At 44.3% G+C, this 19148-nt stretch carries 13 protein-coding genes and 1 pseudogene; 6 read left to right on the top strand and 8 right to left on the bottom strand.

The window, feature by feature from the left end; genetic code table 11:
* Positions 1-6: 6 nt before the first annotated feature.
* From WAK81_RS02040 to WAK81_RS02025, 4 genes are read right to left on the bottom strand one after another with little or no spacing between them, the layout of a single operon-like run.
* Complete coding sequence (locus WAK81_RS02040) at positions 7-945, bottom strand: ABC transporter permease (protein WP_422195479.1); 939 nt, start codon at positions 943-945, stop codon at positions 7-9.
* A 12-nt stretch (positions 946-957) separates the two neighbouring features.
* Positions 958-2964, bottom strand: a complete 2007-nt coding sequence (locus WAK81_RS02035) for a M3 family metallopeptidase (RefSeq protein ID WP_422195478.1) — start codon at positions 2962-2964, stop codon at positions 958-960.
* Between the two features lie 20 nt (positions 2965-2984).
* Complete coding sequence (locus WAK81_RS02030; protein ID WP_422195477.1) at positions 2985-4787, bottom strand: ABC transporter substrate-binding protein; 1803 nt, start codon at positions 4785-4787, stop codon at positions 2985-2987.
* A gap of 22 nt (positions 4788-4809) precedes the next feature.
* Entirely contained in the window at positions 4810-6567 is a 1758-nt protein-coding gene (locus tag WAK81_RS02025; RefSeq protein WP_422195476.1) for an ABC transporter substrate-binding protein, read from the bottom strand.
* Between the two features lie 724 nt (positions 6568-7291).
* Here WAK81_RS02025 and WAK81_RS02020 point away from each other — a divergent pair.
* The 5 genes from WAK81_RS02020 (at position 7292) to WAK81_RS02000 (ending at position 12639) form a co-directional block, all read left to right on the top strand.
* Positions 7292-9982, top strand: a complete 2691-nt coding sequence (locus WAK81_RS02020) for a TonB-dependent receptor (RefSeq protein WP_422195475.1) — start codon at positions 7292-7294, stop codon at positions 9980-9982.
* 147 nt (positions 9983-10129) lie between these two features.
* Positions 10130-10831 (top strand): energy transducer TonB, encoded by a 702-nt coding sequence (locus tag WAK81_RS02015; RefSeq protein ID WP_422195474.1) that lies wholly within the window; start codon positions 10130-10132, stop codon positions 10829-10831.
* Positions 10832-10868: 37 nt separating this feature from the next.
* On the top strand, positions 10869-11759 hold the full coding sequence (locus tag WAK81_RS02010) for a MotA/TolQ/ExbB proton channel family protein (protein WP_422195473.1): 891 nt from the start codon (positions 10869-10871) through the stop codon (positions 11757-11759).
* A 16-nt stretch (positions 11760-11775) separates the two neighbouring features.
* The gene (locus WAK81_RS02005; protein ID WP_422195472.1) at positions 11776-12201 is read left to right on the top strand and encodes an ExbD/TolR family protein; all 426 of its coding nucleotides are present in this window, start codon (positions 11776-11778) and stop codon (positions 12199-12201) included.
* A 21-nt stretch (positions 12202-12222) separates the two neighbouring features.
* Positions 12223-12639 (top strand): ExbD/TolR family protein, encoded by a 417-nt coding sequence (locus WAK81_RS02000; protein WP_180181099.1) that lies wholly within the window; start codon positions 12223-12225, stop codon positions 12637-12639.
* A gap of 56 nt (positions 12640-12695) precedes the next feature.
* Here WAK81_RS02000 and ftn read toward each other — a convergent pair whose 3' ends face one another.
* Positions 12696-13160, bottom strand: a complete 465-nt coding sequence (ftn, locus tag WAK81_RS01995) for a heteropolymeric bacterioferritin subunit Ftn (RefSeq protein WP_004646080.1) — start codon at positions 13158-13160, stop codon at positions 12696-12698.
* Between the two features lie 342 nt (positions 13161-13502).
* Between ftn and WAK81_RS01990 the strand changes: the two genes are divergently transcribed.
* Positions 13503-14570, top strand: a complete 1068-nt coding sequence (locus WAK81_RS01990; protein ID WP_422195471.1) for an SDR family oxidoreductase — start codon at positions 13503-13505, stop codon at positions 14568-14570.
* A 71-nt stretch (positions 14571-14641) separates the two neighbouring features.
* On the opposite strand, the gene ligA is transcribed toward WAK81_RS01990, so the two are convergent.
* From ligA to WAK81_RS01975, 3 genes and pseudogenes are all read right to left on the bottom strand, one after another.
* Positions 14642-16681: an NAD-dependent DNA ligase LigA gene (gene ligA, locus WAK81_RS01985; RefSeq protein WP_422195470.1), complete on the bottom strand. Its 2040-nt coding sequence runs from the start codon at positions 16679-16681 to the stop codon at positions 14642-14644.
* Between the two features lie 108 nt (positions 16682-16789).
* Positions 16790-17779, bottom strand: a complete 990-nt coding sequence (locus WAK81_RS01980) for a cell division protein ZipA C-terminal FtsZ-binding domain-containing protein (RefSeq protein ID WP_422195469.1) — start codon at positions 17777-17779, stop codon at positions 16790-16792.
* Between the two features lies 1 nt (position 17780).
* A pseudogene (locus tag WAK81_RS01975) lies at positions 17781-19148 on the bottom strand (chromosome segregation protein SMC); the annotation flags it as partial.

Here is a 19148-nt window from a genome sequence, read left to right as displayed (position 1 = left end):
ATTCACCTACTTCAACTGTACACGCGGATCGACCCATTTATAGATCAGATCGGCAATCAGGTTGAATATCATGGTCGCAGCAGCGACATAGACCGTAATTGCTTTAATCACAGGAAAATCGGAACGTTCTACCGCAATAATGACTTCACGGCCAATTCCAGGAATACCAAAAAAACGTTCGATCAGGAAAGCACCAATCAGCAGTGCCGGAAGTCCTGCCATAACATCGGTAATAATCGGAATGGAGGCATTGCGCAAGACATGCACACCCATGATACGGTTTTCACCCAGGCCTTTGGCACGCGCAGTACGTACATAGTCCTGATTGATTTCATCCAGTACGAAACTACGATACAGGCGTAGTGTTGGTGCAATACTTACCACCAACATAATCAGCACAGGTAACAAGGCGTATTTGAAAAGGTTGTCAGCGAAATTATCGCTCCAGCCCTGTACCGGGAACCAGCTCAATTCATAAGCCAGGAAATACTGGAACACGATGATGTATACCAGAATACTGATCGACATACCGATCGTACACAGCATCATGATCATGCGATCAGTCAAAGAACCACGAACCGAAGCCACCCCCAAAGCCAAAATGATAGAAATAATAGTTTGCAGAATGGTCAGTGGAATCAGAATGGTCAGTGAGGGCCCCAAACGGGTGGTGATAATCTGTGCCACCGACTCCCCGGTACTCCAGCTCACCCCATAATCAAAGGTTAAAATCTGCTTGATAAAGATCCAAAGTTGTACGTAATATGGTTGATCCACACCCAGTTGCTGACGGATGTTCTCAATCTGTTCCGCATTGGCCATTTTACCGGCCAGAATATAGGCAGGGTCTCCGCCTACCCAGTTAAACAGCAGGAATATCAGCAAAATCACCCCGAGCATGGTCGGGATCATTTGCCAAAGCCGTCGAATAATATATGCCAGCATCGCTTGCCTTCCTTAATTTTTTCCTGAAATTTCATTAAAGAAAGCTTTGCTGTCCGGCTCACGACCCAAGAAGTCTTTCACCATTTGCTCGCCATGCTTTTGTCCGCCTTGAGCCAGGACCGTATTGCGATAATGCGCACCGACTTTCTTGTCCATCAGCTGATCACCAAAGGATGAAAGCATATCCAGGGCAATGACCTCAGACCACATATAGCTGTAGTAACCTGCCTGATAGCCGCCCATCAGATGCCCGAACTGTCCTGGAAACTGCTGACCGTTGACATAACCCAAGGCAGTTTTGCCTTCCATATCCTGCCAGAGTTTTAAAGGCTCAATGTTTTTTGCATCTTTACCATGCAAGGCCATATCATATTGGGCATATAAAGCCTGACGGGCATAATGCAGGCCTCGACCGTAATTCTTCACATTCTTTAAGCGCTCGGTCATGGCAGCATCCACCCGAGGACATGCCGGCTCACAGTAATCCGCTACTTTTGACAAGGTTTCCAGACGGCGTGCCCACTCTTCATACATCTGTGACGGCGCTTCCACAAAGTCACGCTCTACCGAGGTACCAGACTGTTCCGCATAACGGGTTTTCGATAGAATCCCGTGCAAGGCATGACCCATTTCATGCACAAAGGTTTCCAGTTCGTTGCTGTTCAAGCCCTTACGGTTAAAATTGGTCACCAGTACCGATACCGGACGACGCTGATTCAGGGTACTGCCACCATAAGCTCCCCAGACAGCTGCATGCCCATATTTGCCTTCACGCGGGTATTTATCGACATATAATCCGCCCAGGAATTCGCCCGTAGCCTTGTCATGTACCGCATAATATTCCACTTCATCATGCCAGGCCTTGACTTTTACCGGCTTGAACTCAATACCATAGAGTTCCGAAGAAATAGCGAATAACCATTTTTGCGATGCTTCTGTCGGGAAATAGTCCCGCAATTTTTCCTGGTCTACCTTGTATTTGGCCTGACGCAGTTTTTCACTCCAGTAACCCTGATTCCAGCGTGTAATTTCTGCTTTCTCTAGCGGAACTTTTAAAGTCTCAGCCTTGAACTGGCGTAATTCCTCGACATCTTGCTTCTCTAGAGGTGCGACTTTGGTATAAACCTCATCCAGAAAACCGTTCACTGCTTCCGGAGTCTTGGCCATGCGGAATTCAAGCGCAGAATGGGCATAGCTTTCCTTGTCAAAAAGTTGTGCCATTTCATAACGCAGATCAATGGCTTTTTTCATGAATTGCAGGTTTTGTTCGGTCCCGCGACGCGTGTAAGCGGTCTGGTAGCGTTTGCGTGCTTCATCACTTTCTGCCAGTTCCATAAAAGGCTGGTATTCCGGATAATCAAAGCCAAGCAGATAATTACCCTTTTCATTTTTCTTTAAATTTGCGATGTAACTTTCTGGCAGGCCTTTCATTTCAGCTGGAGTAAACTCAACTTTTTCAGGGTTATCCCGCACATTTTTGGAAAAGTCCTGCCCCAGTTTGGTACTTTCTTCAATAATTTCTTTCAGTCGTTTCTGTTTTTCTGCACTGAGTTGTACCCCAGTGTTCTCAAACTGCTCCAGAATGTCTTCTAAAAATTTCTGATCAATCGGATCACTGGCTTTCAGCTTTTTGAACTGTCCATACAGTTTCGGATTCTGATACAGGGTGGTCTGGTATTTGCTGATTTTAAGTTCACAGTCATCGGCTGCCTGACGCAATGCAGGATCTGGATCGACATTACTATATAGTCCCACTGCAGCACCGAAATCCCGGGCTTTGGCATGCAACTCATCCCATTCAGCCAGATAAGGTCCCGCCTTGGCATTATCTTTAATTTTCTTATTTTCAAATATCTGGATATCTTTTTGCATGGAAGCCAGACTGGCATCACATAAAGACGGAATTTCTGCAGCCTTAAATAATGGCAGCAGCTGCACTTGGGTATCTGCCGCTACACCTTGATACCCCCCCATTATCATTAAACATAAGATACTTAATTTTAAAGGATTTAATTTCATATTCATCTCCAGATTTTTTCTTACTTTTTCGTATTAATATCGATATACATCCATTCTGAAGACAGAATCGGATGGGACTTATGTCCAATAACTTGGGGTTGGGTCAAGGCATTACGGTAGGTGCTATAGAGCATCAGGGTCGGCATGTTGACTTCGAGAATCCGGGTCATTTTACGATAGAGCAGATCACGCTCAGGGCCTGGCGGCATGCTCTGGGTTTGTTCGTAAAGACGGTCAAATTCAGGATGTTTAAAGCAAGCATTGTTGGTGACATTGACATTCTTGCCATAGAACAACTGCATAAAGTTGTCAGCGTCTGGATAGTCAGCAATCCATGCAGAACTCTTGAACATGGTTTTACATTGCTTTTCCAGCTTGATGCCTTCAGCGAATGGCATAGCCTTACTGGTCAGTTGAATATGGATACTGTCCAGGGTCTTTTTCCAGAATTCACCCTGCTGCTGGCCCCGACTGGTATTCCCAGTAATCAGTTCAATCACCAGAGGTTTACCTTCAGGCGTCTTCCGCCAGCCATCTGCACCGATCTTGTAGTTATAGCGGTCGAGCAACATGTTGGCTGCCTTGACCGAATATGGCGTACTGCTTTTATAGGACGGTGAATAGCCTGCTATCCCTGGCGGAACAGGCATATGCAGTTTTGCTCCATCTCCCTTAAGTAATACATTGATCATGTTTTCCACAGAAAATGCCATTGCCATGGCACGACGTAAGGCAATTTTTTCTGGCGCGAAACCACCCACTACCGGATTTTGCATATTCCAGTAATGGTAGCTAATGGATGGCTCTAAAATACGTGACAGCTTCACCCCCTGCTGGGCCAGCTCAGGCTTTAATTTATCGCCATCGAGGGCCTGAACGACGATATCGCCCTCAATTTCGAGCAGGTCCAGTTCATTTTTCTTAAATGCCAGCATCCGGGATTGCGCTTCTTCAATAATACGCACATCAATAGTGCCGATTTGAGGCATTTTTTTGCCCTGCATGGCTTTTACAATAGCCTGATCTTCTGCACCACTGGCTTTAAAGTCCCAGACAAAACCACGATAAGCTGGGTTTGGTTTTAAGATAATCCGTGAGCCTGGTGTCCAGCGGCTGAGTACATAAGGACCAGTTCCCACTGGCCTATTCATGACCCAACCCGCCTTGTCTTTATATTTTTCAATTACTTCACGAGCTACTGCAGCGGCCGGCCCATGTGCCAGCAACATCGGGAAGTTCTGATCCGGATTATTCAGCTTTAATACCAAGGTATAGCGGTCTGGAGTCTGAATACCTTCAAACGGATTTTCATAGGCTTTGCCATTCTTTTTGGTTAGGGCCGTCCATGCTTCCAGCCCCTTAATTCGGCCATCCAGCAACCAGCTGTTCGGTGAATGCAGCTTTGGGTCCAGTAGACGTTTCAAGCTATAAGCATAGTCATACGAGGTCAGTTCACGTTTTTTACCGCCAAAGACCGGATCATGGGCAAAGTAAATGCCCTTTTTGATTTTGATGGTATAGGTCAGGCCATCTGCACTCACTTGAGGCAGACTGACCGCAGTCAATGGCACTAATTTCGCTGGCGAGGCCAGATAGTCATAGGTATATAAGGTCTCAAAAATCGCGGCATTAATCTTGGCCGAATAACGGTCATGGATATAACCTGGATCAAACCCGGTTTCAGCTGCCAGAAATACTGTTTTTAAAACCTTATTCGGGTTGGCAGGATTGCTAGCCCATGTCGGTGCACTCCCTGCCATCATCAAACCGGCCACTAACACCCCACTGGCCAGTTTTTTTAAAGTATTTTTATTCACATTCATACTGGTTCTTAATCTTCTCAAGTTATTTTTTAACAGGTTCAATATCCATATATTGCCAAACTGCTCTGGTCACCGGATGGGCTTTAAAGCCCTGCACATGCGGATGAATCAACCAGTTGCGTATACGGGTATTGTGCAGAATCCATGGATTATCGGCCTCCATCTGACGGTTCATCTGCTCATAATATGGCGTCCGCTGCTGCGGCGGCAGTTTCATCGCGGTCTGGTACAACGCGTCATAGGCTTTTGAGGTATAGCAACTCAGGTTGCCTTGCTGCGCATTTGGCCCATACAGTAACTGGGCAAAGTTTTCCCCTTCCGGATAGTCCGCAATCCAGGCTCCCCCCCACATCATATGTTTGCATTGGGTGGCTTCTTTTAAATTGTCAGCAAAATTACTGACCTTGAATTCAATTCGCACCCCGATCGCATCCAGATTCTTTTTCCATAATTCTGCAGAAATCACCGAAGAGCTTGAGCTAGTTGAATTCATTTTTAGTGTCAAAGGTTTGCCATCAGGCAAGGTTCGGTAACCATCAGCGCCTTTCTTATAGTCAAAGCGGTCAAGCAGTTTATTGGCCAGTAATGGGTTATAAGCAATACTGCTTTTATACTTCGGGTTATGTCCACCCACTCCCTCTGGCAAAATCATTTCAGCTTTGTCGGCATGACCTTTATACAACTGCTGGATAGCTTCTTTCTGGTTATAGGACAAGGCGAGAGCACGACGTAAGGCGATTTTTTCCAGTGAATTTCCACCAATTAACGGATCACGCATATTCATGATGGTATAGGTAATTTCCGGTTCTTTGTTGGGATAGTGCAGGATGCCTTTTTTCTTGTATTCACTTTTCAGCTGCTTATTTTCCAGTGCCTGTTCGGCACCGCTCGCAGTCAGTTTGTCATAGTCCAGTTGTCCAGACTTTAAAGCCAGCCAGCGAGACTGTTCCTCTTCAATAATACTGATTTTGACCTTGCCAATTTGCGGCATCTGCTTGCCTTGCATGGCTTTGACAATACGTTGATCCCATTCGGAACCATCGCCCTTAAAGTTCCAGACAAAACCACGATAATTCGGGTTGGCGGTCAGTTCAATACGGCTACGCGGCACATATTTGTGTAACTGATACGCCCCTGTTCCAACCGGATGCTGACCTGCCCGATGACCATAATGTTCGATCACTTCCCGTGCGGTACCACTAAAAGCCACATAGGCCAGAATATATGGAAAATTCAGGTCGGAACGGGTCAGGGTAATTTGTAAAGTATATTTATCTAGCGCTTTTAAACCGGGAATCGGTGCATCGTAGTTGAACTTCCCGGTTTTTTTAGCGTGTTGGATGACCTGATCTGCCCCAAGGACTTTTCCCTCAATAAAAGAAAAAGAAGGAGAATGATTTTTGGGATCCATGATCCTTTGCATGGAGTAGATATAATCACGCGCCACCAGTTCACGCTTCTTGCCCTGAAATACAGGATCAGGACTAAAATAAATTCCTGGCTTGATTTTAAAGGTATAAACTTTTCCATCTTGCTCAACCTTGGGTAAATATTCGGCTGTATTTGGAGCCAAGATTGCAGGCCGCGCCAGATAATCATAACGCAACAAGGGTTCAAAAATGGCTTCAGCAACGCTACCACTATAAAAATTATAGGTTTTGACCATATCAAAACCATCATCAGGCGCTTCAAAAGCCAGGTTTAAAACTTTATCCGGATGTGCAGATGATTTTGCCCAGGAGGTTTGCACCGTGGTCATGGCCAAGGCCAAAATTGTCATGCTGAAAAGTGCTGATTTCAAATTTGTACCTATTCTTGATCTTGAAGTTTTATTGCTATAGGAAGTCTTTAACACATCATCCCATATTTGCTTCAATGGATGGGTCAAAGCTGGACAGATGGAATAAACTGAACAAAGCGAATTTCATGCCATCCTCGAAAAATAACGATTTTTTCCTGTTATTAACTCGAAAAGCTTATTTTTATTAATCATTTAAAACATTATCAATAACATAATATTTTCCATGAATCATTAATTTAATGTTTATTCTTAAAATCTAGCTTCAAGCCTAGTCTGCACAAAAATAAATCAGACCTGTTTTATATTATTGCATCCTCCTAATGCTTCAACTCAAGAAAATACACGCATAAGCAAATGAAATATATAAATTATTATCTTATTAAATTATTGTATATTTTATGTAAAAATTATGCACCATGATTAAACTTTATTCAATTTCCCTTTCAATTTTAGACTCCTTTCTTATTCATTAAATATTTATTTTTTACTTTCTCATGGTTTCCTATAGAGACTTTCTTCAGATTTTAAACCCCACTCTCTTAATATTTCTTCATCAGAACTTAGTAAATCTCCAAAAAAACCGAATTAAATACAATTTTTTCAAATACTTAATGTTTTTTAAAATTAATAATTTATAAGTTGGCATTCGCTTTGCTTAAGTCCTCCCAGCACTACTTCACATAACAAAAGGGTGAAAATTACGATGAAAAAAAACAAATTGGTCGGATCTATGGGGGCTCCAACCGTTGGCAAAAGACTCATCAAATTAAGCGCGTTAAGCTTAAGCATGATGTGTCTTTCGCTGGCACACGCCGAAGAAACTGCATCAACTGCTGAACAACCAACAAAAGTTCAGAAAGTGCGGGTTACTGGATCATCTATTAAAGGTGTAGCCGCACAAAGCGCATCACCAATCACGATTATTAAAGGTGAAGATCTGGTTAACCAAGGGGTAACCACTGTAGAAGAAGCATTGATGAAAGTCAGTGCCAACCAAGCAAGTTATGTCACAGCACAAAATGTCGGTGCCAGTAATACTAGTGGCTCAACAGCAAATTTACGTGGTCTTGGTTCGGATAAAACTTTAGTTTTAATTAATGGTCGCCGTGTTGCAAGCAGTGCATTTGGTACCGATTCAACCAACTTAAACAACATCCCTCTCGCATTGGTAGAGCGCATTGAAGTCTTACGTGACGGCGCATCCGCAGTCTATGGTGCAGATGCAGTGGGTGGTGTAATCAACTTTATTACGAAAAAGCAATATGAAGGCGTGGGCATTACTTTAGGTGGCCAAATTCCTGAAGAAAAAGGCGGCGAAAAATTTGACGTTTCGATTTTTGGAGGATATGGCAATCTAGATGAACAAGGCTTTAATGTCTATGGTGTGATCGATTACCGAAAACAAGATACGATTTGGGCAAAAGACCGTAAAGTCAGCCGCCGTGGTGGGGTACTTCCTGAATTAGGAATTGATGGCAGTTCAGCAAATGCTTTCCCTGCAAACTTCTACGATCCTAATGGTGGTCCACTGGATGAAGATGGTAATCCTGAAGGGATATTAGGCAACCCTTATGGCGATGACTGTTTAAATACCAAAGATACTGTACCTGAAGATGGCTTCTGTTATTTAAATACCCAAACTGTTATTGGTATTGTGCCTGAACAAGAAAATCTTTCTGCATTAGGTCGTGCAACCTTCAAATTATCAGACAACTTTAATGCAATTGGTGAATATATCTATGCACGTGATGAAGTAACCACTTCAATCGCGCCTGATGTTTATAGCCGTACTGTAACCATACCTTATGCTAGTAAATATTATCCAGGCAAAGGCATTACCCCAGCATTTGATGGTTTAACGACTAACACCCTGCAACTGTATCTACGTTCACAAGGTGGCAACCGTGTTTCTAAGTCAATTAACGAATCGAACCGTATCTTTGCTGGGATCGAAGGTGAAGCATACGGTTGGGACATGAACGGGGGTATCACTTACACAAAAAGTGATGCAACTGATAGTTTCGTAAGTGGTTATTTAAACCGTAGTCGAGTTCAGGCTGCACTTGATAATGGAACTTTGAACCCATTTGGACCACAAGCGCCAGAGGATCAAGGTCTTTGGAACACTTTTGATGTCAAAGGCGATACCAATCAGGCATCTTTAGAATCCACTACAATTGACTTTACCGTGAGTCGTCCAATCTATGCACTTCCTGCAGGTGATGTCGGCTTTGCACTCGGTGGTAGTTTCTCTAAACAAGACTGGGAAGCAACTGTAAATTCTGAAATTGTTGCTCAAGTTCCAGGTTCTGGTATTGATCCGAATAAACCAAAAAGCTCAGGCGATCGTGACATTAGCGCACTATTCACTGAATTCCAAGTACCTTTATTGACCAACCTGGAATTACAGTTGGCTGCTCGTTATGATGACTATAGCGATTTCGGCGACACCTTTAATCCCAAAGTGGCCTTACGTTGGGAACCAACTAAAGAGCTCATGTTCCGTACTTCTTACAGTACCGGTTTCCGTGCACCAAGCTTATATGATGTCAATGCTCCTTCGGTCAGAACCTGGACTGGTGCAAGATATGATGACCCGGTTCTTTGCCCGGGCGGTACACCAACTGAAACCAGATACCAAACTGAATGTAATACCCAGTTTATCCGTACTCAAGGCGGCAATACTGAACTAGGTCCAGAAGAATCAACATCTTACATGGCTGGTTTTGTCTTTGAACCAATCAAGAACTTAGTTTTCACTGCTGATTACTACAATATCGAAATTGATAACTTAGTGGGAACCATTAGTGAAGCAGACATTTTTGATGAGCCAGAAAAATATGCTCAATTTATCGTCCGTAATGCAGAAGGGCGTATCGATTACATTTCTACCAACCTACTCAATTCAGGTGGCTTGAAAACTCAAGGTATTGATTTGAGCTTGAACTATCTTTCTCCAATGACGTCAACTGGCCGCTTCGGTTTCGGTATTGACGGTACTTATGTGATCCAAATGGATTACCAGGATGAACCAGGCGGTGAGTGGGAAGGTTATGTCGGCGTTTATGATGACCCAGCAGTAGTTCGCTGGAAACATACTGCAAACGTGAACTGGTCTTATGAAAACTGGAGAATGGTGTTTGAACAACAGTTCGTTCGTGGTTATGAAGACTATTCAGAAGAACGTGATGTTGCTGACTACACCGTATACAACATTTCTGGCACTTACAAAGGATTTAAAAATCTGGAGTTAACTGCCGGTATTAAAAATATGTTCGATGCAGAACCACCTGCCTCTGACGTAATGGATAACTTCCAATACGGTTATGACCCACGTTATAGCGATCCAACAGGCCGCGCTTACTTCTTACGTGGTACCTATAAATTCTTTTAATTAATTACTTCGCAAACACTGCTGCCAAGCGGTGTTTGCGGTTTTCCCCGTTTAATTTTAGCCAAACAAAAAATAATGCTGCCTGTAACCAAAAAAAATTCTCATCAGTGCACTATTTCCTGTTTGTCTTAAATTCTAGGAGTCATGATGGGCACAAAGTTTGAAGACTTAGAAAAAAACTCCGCCAAAAAACTGACTGGTATTGGGGTCGTTGTTTTTTTACATATCCTGGTTGGCCTGATACTCATGGCTGGTATGGCAAAAGACATCATTAAACCGACGGAACAGCCGGTTGAGCTAATGATTATTCAAGATATTAAACCGCCTGAACCTGAGCCACCAAAAGAAACCCCACCTGAACCACCCAAAATGGTGGAAAAAGTGGCACAAGTGCCTGAGGTGAAACCGGTTGAAAAAGTAGTTCCTGTACAGAAAACACTTCCAACGCCAACCCAACCGACAACTGTTGCAGTACCTACTCCCGTTGCAGCGAGTCCTTCACCAAGTCCGGTAGCAGCACCGGCTCCAGTAGTCGCAGCCGCTCCAGCACCAGCTCCTCCACCCTCTGGTGTCACTCGTGGGGTGACACAAGGTGAAGCAGGTTGTAAACGCCCAGACTATCCACGTGATGCACTGATGAATGAAGAACAAGGTGAAGTCATGATCTCTGTATATGTAAATACCACCGGCAAGGTCCAGGATGCCAAAGTGAAAAAGTCGAGCGGTAGTCGTGCGCTGGATCGTGCAGCATCCAAGGCCTTCAGTTTATGTACTTTCAAGCCAGCAATGAAAAATGGCGAGCCGCAAGAATCTTGGTATGACATTCCATATGAATTTGTCCTTGACTAACAGATACAAAAGATAAAGAAAAATCAGGAGATCCACTATGAAAAAATCATTCAAACCTTTAAAAAACATGACTGCTGCCGGTGTGATTGCCATGAGCACTTTATTGCCTCTGCAAGCAGTTTTTGCCGAACCGTCTGCTACGCCAAACAGTACCGTAACGGAAACAGCGGCAACACCAGCGACAGCGGCTGAAGTGACGCCTCCATCACTTCCTGCACCTGCTGCGGCTGAAGAACCTGCTCACAATCCTTATGGTCTGGAAGCCATGTGGAAAGAAGGTGACATGGTTTCTAAAGTCACCTTGTTCATTCTGGTCATTATGTCAATCGGCACCTGGTACATCATGATCAGTAAATGCTTACAACAAAGCAAGATCCGTAAGCAAGCCAAAGAAGCTGAACACCAATTCTGGGAATCATCTTCTCTAGATAATGCAACCGAGAATCTGGATGAAGCTAGCGTCTACCGTTTTATTGCGGAAAAAGGTATCAAGTCAACCAAAAATCATGGCGGTACATTACTTGAGCGTATTGATTTCAATACCTGGGTCACCATTTCGATTTCCCGTGCAATCGACAAAATCCAGAACCATCTGAGTGGTGGCCTAGCCTTCCTTGCGACAGTCGGTTCTACAGCACCTTTCGTTGGCCTGTTTGGTACGGTTTGGGGTATCTACCACGCGCTTACCGCGATTGGTGTTTCTGGTCAGGCTTCGATTGATAAAGTAGCAGGTCCAGTGGGTGAAGCACTGATCATGACAGCAATCGGTCTTGCGGTCGCAGTACCGGCAGTACTCGGCTACAACTGGTTGACGCGTCGTAATAAAGCGGTCATGGAAGAAGTACGTACCTTTGGTTCGGATTTACACGCAGTATTACTCAGCGGTGAAATTACGACCAACAATCCTGTTAATCGTGACGTGAAGTAAGAGTGAGGCATCAGCCATGGGAATGATGGTCAATTCAAACGACAGCGATGATGAGGTAATTGGAACCATTAATACCACACCTTTGGTTGATATTATGCTGGTTCTGCTCATTATCTTCCTGATTACTGTACCGGTTGCCATTCATACCGTACCAGTCGATCTGCCCGAAGAAAGAAATGTACCGTATGAAACCAAACCGGAAAACATCCAGCTGGCAGTCAACAAAACAGGCGATGTTTTCTGGAATGAGTCTTATATCCCGGATAAGACGGTTTTACTGACCCGTTTGCAAGCAGAAGCTCAAAAGCGACCTCAGCCTGAAGTGCATATCCGTGGTGATCAGATAACACCTTATGAGGCAATTGATCAGGTGATCAGTACGACCCAGCAAGCGGGTATTGGCAAAATTGCTTTTGTCACCACTCCGCCCGCTACACCTTAAGCACAAAGAGGGATTAAGTTTATGGGTATGAATGTTGGTTCAAATCAAGATGACGATGTGATGTTAGATGTCAACATGACGCCACTAATTGATGTCATGCTGGTCTTGCTGATTATGTTTATTATCACAATTCCTTTACCAAACAACTCGATTAATATTGACCTGCCGAATGGAACGCCTCCTGTAACTGATGAAAAACCGCCGGAGCTGGTGGAATTACGTCTGGATGCGCAAGGCAAGATTTTCTGGAATGAACAGCCGGTAGCAAGTCCTCAAGCTCTGGAAGTTCTCTTTCAGACAGTTGCGAGAAAGGCAGATCAGGATCAGATTAAAATCAAGGCGGATCGTGCCACTGAATACAAGCATATTGCGATGGTCATGGCTGCAGCACAACGGCTGGAGGTCAAAAAAATTGGGATTATGAGTAATAACAACTAAGCATTTTCAAGATATAAAAAACCCAGCAGGTGCTGGGTTTTTTTATTCAACTGGTTTTACATCTGTGACTGAATATAATTTTGCAGACCAATCAGCTCGATTAAACGCAATTGTTTTTCTAACCAGTAAGTATGGTCTTCTTCGGTATCCGACATTTGCTGGCGTAACATATCACGGCTGATATAGTCACCTTTTTCTTCGCATAACTTGATGCCCTGCGCCAGTTTTTCCCGCACATGGTATTCAAGTTTTAGATCGGCTTTCAGGCAGCTCACCACATCATCGCCAATCTCAACGTCATCGCGCTGCATGTTTGGTGTTCCTTCAAGGAACAGGACACGACGGATAATCGCATCCGCATGCTGGGACTCTTCCTGCATTTCGTGATCGATACGCTCAAAGATTTTGGTCAATCCCCAATCTTCATACATACGAGAGTGAATCAAGTATTGGTCACGAGCAGCCAGTTCGCCACCGATCAACATATTTAAATAATCTACGACTTCTGGATTTCCGCGCATTTGAATAACTCCCTACCTGTATTTTTCTATTATGGCGAAAAGCAATTGAATTTGCAAAGCTTAACCATGGTTAAATATTTGATTTTTATATAATTAAAATGAGAAGTACTTGCATTTACACTTCGTTCTTAATGAAATCCCATTTATAAAACAACACTTTGCATTTTCATTACTCTTGGCAATAACCTAAAATCAGCGAATAAACACATGCGTTAAAATTTGTAAATCTCAATTTTGACCAGAGAGATTCATTCTTTTTGTATAAACATCACTGAATTGGCGTACTTCGTGCTTAAATTTCGCTTATCATTCACACAAATTTAAAACAACAACGGTTCCGATATGACACATCCACAAACAACAGCGCCTGTTCTGGTTACCGGTGCATCGGGTTATATTGCCAGCTGGGTCATCCAGAAATTACTCAAGCAAGGCTATACCGTACATGCCACGGTACGTGACCTGAATAAAAGTAAAAGCTTTGCCCATTTAGAAAAAATTGCTGATAACAGTCCGGGCACTTTAACGTTATTTCAGGCAAATTTATTAAGTCTGAGCTCTTTTGATCAGGCCATGCAAGGTTGTGAAATTGTCTTTCATATGGCCTCGCCTTTTGTGGTCACTAATTATAAAGATGCAGTCAAAGATATTATCGAACCTGCGGTGTTAGGCACTGAAAATGTATTGAATAGTGTCAATCAGACCGCATCCGTAAAACGCGTGATCGTGACATCGAGTATCGCATCCACCTATGGCGATGCCATTGATATTCTACAGACTGAAAATAACAGTTTTGATGAATCATGCTGGAATACCACCAGTTCGGCCACGCATCAGCCTTATCCTTATTCCAAAGTCATGGCAGAGCGCAAAGCCTGGGAAATGGCTGAAGCACAGGATCGCTGGGATCTGATCTGTATCAATCCTGCACTGGTTTTTGGTCAATCCTTAACGCCAAATACCCAATCCGGCAGCGTAGAAGTCCTGCAACAGTTTGCCAATGGCATGACCCTGCTTGGCGTTCCACCGATGTGGAATGGCGTAGTCGATGTTCAGGATGTCGCTGAAGCGCATATCCGTGCTGCGTTTAATCCACAAGCGCACGGTCGTTATATCATTTGTAGTGAAAGCTTGAGCCTGATGGAAATGGGCCAAATTCTACGGGCACATTTTGGCAATAAGTTTCCGTTCCCACGCAATCAATTGCCGAAGGCAGCTTTCAAAATGTTCGGGCCTGTAGCAGGTTTTAGCCGCAAATTTGTAGAACTGAATATGGGTTATCCAATTTACTTTAATGCCCAGAAAAGTAAAGATGAGCTCGGCATTGAGTATCGTCCGGTGAAAGAAAGTCTGGTGGAACATTTCCAGCAGCTGCTCGATGATGGTGTCGTGAAAAAATATATTCCTTAATCTTATTAAGTGAAAAAGCCACCCGAAGGTGGCTTTTTTAACTCTTATTCTTTCATGAAATATCCTGAGATTTAAGCCTCAAGCTGACCATAATCTTGCATCAAGCCAATAAACTGTTGTTCATTGATCACTGGGATACCCAGTTTTTCTGCCTTATCCAGTTTTGAGCCAGCTTTTTCACCCGCAACCACACATTTAGTTTTGCTGGAGACACTGCCACTGACTCGCGCACCTAAGGCTTGCAATAACTGGGTCGCATCATCTCGTCCCATACTGCTTAGAGTCCCAGTAACCACCCAGCTTTCGCCGTTCAATGGCTGACGGGTCGGTGCAATCGGTGCATCCCAGTGAATACCGGCAGCCAGTAAACGGTCGAGAACTTCCAGATTATGTGGTGCTTGGAAGAAATCCAGAATCCATTCCGCAGTAATATCACCTACATCGGGAGTTTTCTTTAAAGCCTCCAGATCTGCTTGACGCAATGCCTCCAGCGTCTGGAAAGTATTGGCTAGCATGCGCGCCGTAGTTTCACCTACCCCACGAATACCGAGTGCATAGATAAAAGCGGCAAGTGTGGTTTTCTTGCTGTTTTCGATGGCATCCAAAAGATTTTGAACCGATTTGGCCCCCATCTTTTCAATACCGAGCAAAGTCTCACGATGTTCATGCAGATGGTAAATATCCGACACATCTTTGAGTAGATTCAGATGCAGCAACGATTCTGCCCAACGATCACCCAAGCCTTCAATATCCATGGCTTTACGTGAGACAAAGTGACGAATGGCCTCAATACGTTGCGCGGCACAATATAGTCCACCGGAACAGCGTGCCAAGGCTTCGCCTTCCGGCATGACCACGGGTGAATCACAGACTGGACATTGTTCAGGTAAATGCACTTCGACTGCATCAACCGGGCGAAATTCCGGCCAGACTTTTTCTACCTTAGGAATCACATCGCCACTACGATAAACACTGACCGTATCGCCAATGCGCACATCCAGACGGTGAATTTCCCCAATATTATGCAGCGTCACATTGGAAACAGTTACTCCACCGACGGCAACCGGATTTAAACGCGCAACCGGCGTCAGGGTTCCAGTACGACCTACTTGCCAGTTAATATTTTCTACCGTAGTCAGTGCAGCAACGGCTGGAAATTTATAGGCGGTGGCCCAACGCGGTTCACGGCTCAGGAAACCAAGCTGTTGCTGCTGTTTCAGATCATTAACCTTAATCACCATGCCATCGATTTCGACACTGAGGCTGGCACGTTCCTCAATGATCTGTTCATAGACTTTTTGCACGTCCTGAATACTGTCACAGATAAAGTGGCGCTCACCTACAGCAAAACCAAACTGACTCAGCCATTCCAGACTGTCCGACATGCTGCGTTGACCATGATGCGGGACACACTGGGCAATTCCATAAGCATAAAAAGCCAGTGGCCGTGATGCGGCAATATTCGGGTCTAGCTGACGTAAACTTCCTGCCGCAGCATTACGCGGATTAGCAAAGGTCTTTTCACCTTTGGCGGCATTGGCTGCATTTAATTTTTCAAAACCGGATTTTGGCATCAGCACTTCGCCGCGTACTTCTAACAAATCGGGAATGATGCCATTCACCGATGATAAAAGTTTCGGCAGGTTGCGAATAGTTCTGACATTCTGGGTGATGTCTTCACCGGTTTCCCCATCGCCGCGCGTCACCCCACGCGTCAGTACGCCATGCTCATACCAGAGTGAAATGGCCAGACCATCAAATTTCAGTTCAACATCATATTCAATTTTTTGATTTGGCAAACGTTCTTCAATACGGCGGGCAAAAGCCAGCAGATCTTCCTGATTAAAGACATTGCCTAATGACAGCATTGGCACGGCGTGTGTTACGGTCACAAACTTTGAAAGTGCCTGCCCACCGACTTTATCGGTCGGGCTATCGGACTGGATCAGATCTGGATATTGTTGTTCTAAGGCTTTGAGCTGATGAAAGAGCTGATCATATTCACTGTCTTCAATGCTCGGTTGATCCATCACATAATAAGCATGGTTATGCTTGGCAAGCAGTTGAATCAGTTGACGCATTTGCGCAATGACAGTGGCATCTTGGGTCATAATTTCACCATAAAAAAGGGCGGAAAATCCGCCCTGTAGAATATTCAGCTTTTGGCTATTATAAAAATTGCAGTCTACAGATTCAACTTGGAGATTGAACAAAGCAGCCTAAACTTCCGTGCCTTGTCCAGCACGATAATCAATTGCCTGATGGCGCCAGAATTCACGTAATTGTGGGGTAAATTCCTGCTGGTTCTGGTCATAGACCAGACCATCGACTTCACGTGCAATCAAACGTGAAATACTGTCCATGGTATCAAACGCATTCTGTACATCGCTATGCGGTAAAGCCAGGAAGAATGCCAGACCTTTCACTTCCTGAGTCGAAAGTGTTTCCAGATCAAAGCCTTCCATCCCAGTATCAGTCATTTGCAATACCGAAAAGAGCAGTTTTGAACCATCTTCACTATAGCGGTGGAAACATGCCAGTTCACCATAACGCAGGCCATATTTCAGTAAAACTTTCAGGGTCTTATCACCAGAAAGTACACGGCCTTGCGGATAAATATGCAAAGAAATAATGGTTTCAGCATTGGACAAAGCACTTTCTTCATCCACTATTTTTTGCTCATGCAGATGTGCATCCAGAATACTGCTTTCATCATTAAATTCAGAAATTTCTGCTTTTTCGATGTTGCTGTTCAGACTGAATTCGGCAGCTTTATCTTTATTTTCGGGCTGATTGTTTTCCTGTTCTGTTGCAGCCGGCTTTTGCTCTACTGCTGTGTCGGCTGCTTCTGTCGCTACCGACGTTGCCATCACTTTAACCTCTGTCACATCGCTCGACTGGGTAGCTACAGGAGTTTCGACCGCTGTCGGCTCAACCGGAGTTGATTCAGCCTTGTGAAATACTGAAGGCTTTTCAGGAGCCGGTTCATCTATGCCCAGGCTTGGCTCGATACGATCAGATTCGACATCCTGTTGTGCCAACTGAGAACGTACATGCCTTGGAATGATCGGTGTCTGGCTATCCGGGTCAATATGCAGGTTGGCATCCAGTGAAGGTACAGCCTCTACAGGTTTTTTGAACAGCATTCTTATACCAAACAGCATAATCACAATTGCGATAACAATCCCGATAATGGTGGTGATTTCCATATTATACCTCCGCAGCTAGGCCGTATTCTTTTGCCTGTTCCAAATTAACTGTCACTAATTTTGATGTTCCCGGTTCAGGCATGGTTACACCTAAAAGATCAGTCGCCATCATCATTGCAAGTTTGTTATGGGTAATATAAATAAATTGCACGTGTTCAGAAAGCTCTTTGACTAAATTACAAAAGCGTCCCACATTGGCATCATCCAGCGGTGCATCGACTTCATCCAGTACGCAAAATGGTGCCGGATTTAAGCGAAAAATCGCGAATACCAATGCTAATGCAGTTAAAGCCTTTTCTCCACCAGAGAGTAAGGCCAATGAGCTGTTTCGCTTACCTGGTGGTCGGGCCATCAGTTTTACACCCGACTGCCAGCCATCTTCAAGGCTTAAACTCGCCTCACCGCCTTCAAACACTTTCGGGAACAGGTTTTGCAGTTCAGCATTGACCTGATCAAACGTGTGCATAAACAGTTTACGGGTTTCCTGGTCAATACTCTTCATCGCAGCCTGTAGCTGTTCAACCGTATTTTCCAGATCCTGCATCTGGTGACTCAGTTCCTCATAACGTTTTGACACTTCTTCATATTCTTCGGAAGCCGCCAGATTGACTGCACCGAGTTTATCAAACTGAGCCTGAGCTTTTTCCAGTTTCGCCTGATGTGCTTTAACATCAATATCGAGCCCAGAAATTACTTCACTATTCAACTCTTTCAGTTGTTCAGAATAATGCTGCAAATCAGATTTGGCTGCCTGCCAGGCCAGACGTTTTTCTTCCAGTGTAGTGCGGAGTTTTTCATCCTGCTGCTGGAAGCTGTGACGCTGTTCGGTCAGCTGCTGCTGTTTGCTCTGCACCTGATTTAATTCAATCTGCCAGTCGGCCCAAGTCTTTTGCAGCTTTCCAGTGATCTGCGCCTGTTCATTAAACTGGCTTTGTAAAGCAGGTAATTCCAGCTGTACCGGATCGACAAACTTTTTGGCTTGTTCGATTTGTGCAGTAATTTGTTGAGACTGTTCTTTTAGGAATACCTGATCTTTTTCCAGTAATTCAATCTGCTGCTGGGTATGCACATTTTGCCGGCGCAGCACTTCTAGTTCCTGCTGCGCTTGCTGACTGAGCTGCTGCGAGTCATGTAACTGAGCGCTCAATTCTTCTAGCTGGAATTGCAGGGTTTTATAATTTGGTAGCGCCTGTTCCAGTTTGATATTCAAGGCATGCAGATCAATTTCCAGATCATCTTTCTGCATGGCATCTTCTTCAAGCTGCTCATCCAGTTGTTGCAGCTGATGCTGTAATTGCTGCTTTTGCAATGCGAAAGCCTGCGCACTGCTTTGTACTTTGGCAATGTGAATATCGAGTTGTTGCAGCTG

The organism is Acinetobacter sp., from assembly GCF_049284435.1.
Taxonomy (GTDB): Bacteria; Pseudomonadota; Gammaproteobacteria; order Pseudomonadales; family Moraxellaceae; genus Acinetobacter.
This window is presented reverse-complemented; position numbering and strand designations above follow the sequence as displayed.